At 46.5% G+C, this 2,136-nt stretch carries 4 protein-coding genes; all 4 read left to right on the top strand.

Going from position 1 to position 2,136, the window contains the following annotated elements; all coding sequences use genetic code 11:
* The coding region (locus R7P72_RS23665; RefSeq protein WP_318110780.1) for an ATP-binding cassette domain-containing protein at positions 1-866 on the top strand (866 nt) is incomplete at its 5' end.
* Between the two features lie 5 nt (positions 867-871).
* Complete coding sequence (lpxK, locus tag R7P72_RS23660; protein WP_318110779.1) at positions 872-1,879, top strand: tetraacyldisaccharide 4'-kinase; 1,008 nt, start codon at positions 872-874, stop codon at positions 1,877-1,879.
* A complete protein-coding gene (locus tag R7P72_RS23655) occupies positions 1,860-2,039 on the top strand; it encodes a Trm112 family protein (protein WP_005378451.1) in 180 nt (59 codons plus the stop codon). The genes lpxK and R7P72_RS23655 overlap by 20 nt, the downstream gene beginning before the upstream one ends.
* Positions 2,039-2,136 (top strand): cytidylyltransferase domain-containing protein (locus tag R7P72_RS23650; protein ID WP_411912899.1); only part of this gene is annotated, 98 nt, incomplete at its 3' end. The genes R7P72_RS23655 and R7P72_RS23650, both read left to right, overlap by 1 nt.

The raw sequence follows: 2,136 nt of genomic DNA, 5'->3' as shown, positions 1-2,136 counted from the left end.
TGCGCCCACTTAAAGCACTGACAAACGTAACTTCTCAGTTCCAACGTGGTATGGCAGCAAGCCAAACTTTGTTTGCTCTGATCGATTTAGAACCAGAGAAAAACGAAGGTAAATACACGGTTGAGCGCGCGAAGGGTGAAGTATCTGTGAAAGATGTCAGCTTCACGTATGTAGGTTCAGAAAAGCCGGCTCTAGAGCATGTCAGTTTTGATATTCCACGAGGTAAAACGGTCGCTCTAGTGGGGCGTTCAGGTTCAGGTAAAAGTACCATTGCGAACTTGTTTAACCGTTTTTATGACGTGGACAGTGGCTCGATTACATTAGATGGCCGTGATATTCGTGACTACGAATTGAAGAACTTGCGCGAGCAGTTTGCTTTGGTTTCGCAAAACGTACATCTTTTCAATGACACCATAGCAAACAACATTGCTTACGCGACGGAAGATAAGTACCAGCGCAGCGATATTGAGCGTGCAGCGAAGCTGGCTCACGCAATGGAATTCATCAATAAGATGGAAAATGGTTTAGATACCATGATCGGCGAAAACGGCGCGAGCTTATCTGGTGGTCAGCGCCAACGTGTAGCTATTGCTCGAGCGTTGCTGCGTGATGCGCCTGTACTGATTCTTGACGAAGCAACCTCTGCACTGGATACGGAATCTGAGCGTGCCATCCAAGCTGCATTAGATGAGCTGCAGAAAGATAAAACCGTGTTGGTGATTGCTCACCGCTTGTCAACGATCGAAAAAGCCGATGAGATTCTAGTCGTAGACGACGGTGCCATTATTGAACGAGGTAATCACGCAGACTTGATTGCTAAGAATGGCGCTTACGCTCAACTTCATCGCATCCAGTTTGGCGAATAGTTGCTGTGGTTGAAAAAATCTGGTTTGAAAATCATCCATTAAAATATCTGTTGTGGCCATTATTATGGCCACTCAGTGTGTTGTTTGGTGCAATCAGTAGAGCGAAGCGTCAACAGTTCCAAACTGGTCGCAAGCAAGCGTATCAAGCACCCGTGCCCGTAGTGGTGGTCGGTAATATCACCGCTGGTGGCAATGGTAAGACGCCTGTTGTGGTTTGGCTGGTCGAGCAATTACAACATCTGGGGTATAAACCGGGAGTGGTGTCTCGAGGATACGGTGCGAAGGCTCCGCAGTATCCGCTGGTGTTAAATGATGATACTCCTACTCAACATTGTGGTGATGAACCTAAACTCATCCACCGGCGCACCGGAGCACCTGTCGCAGTCGATCCTGTACGTGCAAACGCCGTGAAAGCGCTAGTAGAGTTAGACGTGGATATCATCATTACCGATGATGGTTTGCAGCATTATGCTCTAGAGCGTGATGTTGAACTTGTGATTGTTGATGGAAATCGTCGTTTTGGTAATGAGTGTTTGATTCCGCTTGGTCCATTGCGCGAAGGTGTTGAGCGACTTCAGGAAGTCGACTTTATCATCACCAATGGCGGTTTGGCCCATCAGGGTGAGATCTCAATGTCTCTAGCACCATCAAAAGCGATCAACCTAAAGACCAAGCAGCAAGTTGATGTAAGTGAGTTAAAGGCATTGGTGGCATTTGCCGGTATCGGGCATCCACCTCGGTTTTTTAATACACTAGAATCAATGCATGCAGATGTTAAAGTCACAAAAGGTTTTGCTGACCATCAAGACTTTGACCAAAAAGAACTTGAAGCATTGGCTCTGCAAGGGGCGAATGTGATTATGACAGAGAAAGATGCTGTCAAATGTAGCGACTACGCACAAGACAATTGGTGGTATCTGCCTGTATCTGCTCAATTTGAGCCTAAAGATGCAGAGCGAATTTTAAATCGAATAAAAGAGGTTAAAGCGGCTTATGGATCACCGTCTGCTTGAGATTGTGGCTTGCCCAGTGTGTAAAGGTAAGCTGACTTACGATAAAGATAATCAAGAGTTGATCTGCAAATTGGATCGCCTTGCTTACCCTATCAAAGAGGGTATTCCTGTTCTGCTTGAGCCAGAAGCTCGCACCATGAGTATGGATGAGGGACGTTAATGTCTTTTACGGTTGTGATACCGGCTCGTTACTCTTCGAGCCGTTTACCAGGTAAACCACTGGCTGATATCGGTGGTAAACCAATGGTGCAATGGGT

The sequence above is a fragment of the Vibrio sp. Vb0888 genome (assembly GCF_033338835.1).
GTDB lineage: Bacteria > Pseudomonadota > Gammaproteobacteria > Enterobacterales > Vibrionaceae > Vibrio > Vibrio alginolyticus.
The sequence above is the reverse complement of the archived record's forward strand: the minus strand, read 5'-3'. Positions and strand labels throughout refer to the sequence as shown.

What these genes read in the sequence shown, in the direction of transcription:
- R7P72_RS23655 (WP_005378451.1), top strand. Translation starts at nt 1,860, where the DNA reads ATGGATCACCGTCTGCTTGAGATTGTGGCTTGCCCAGTGTGTAAAGGT.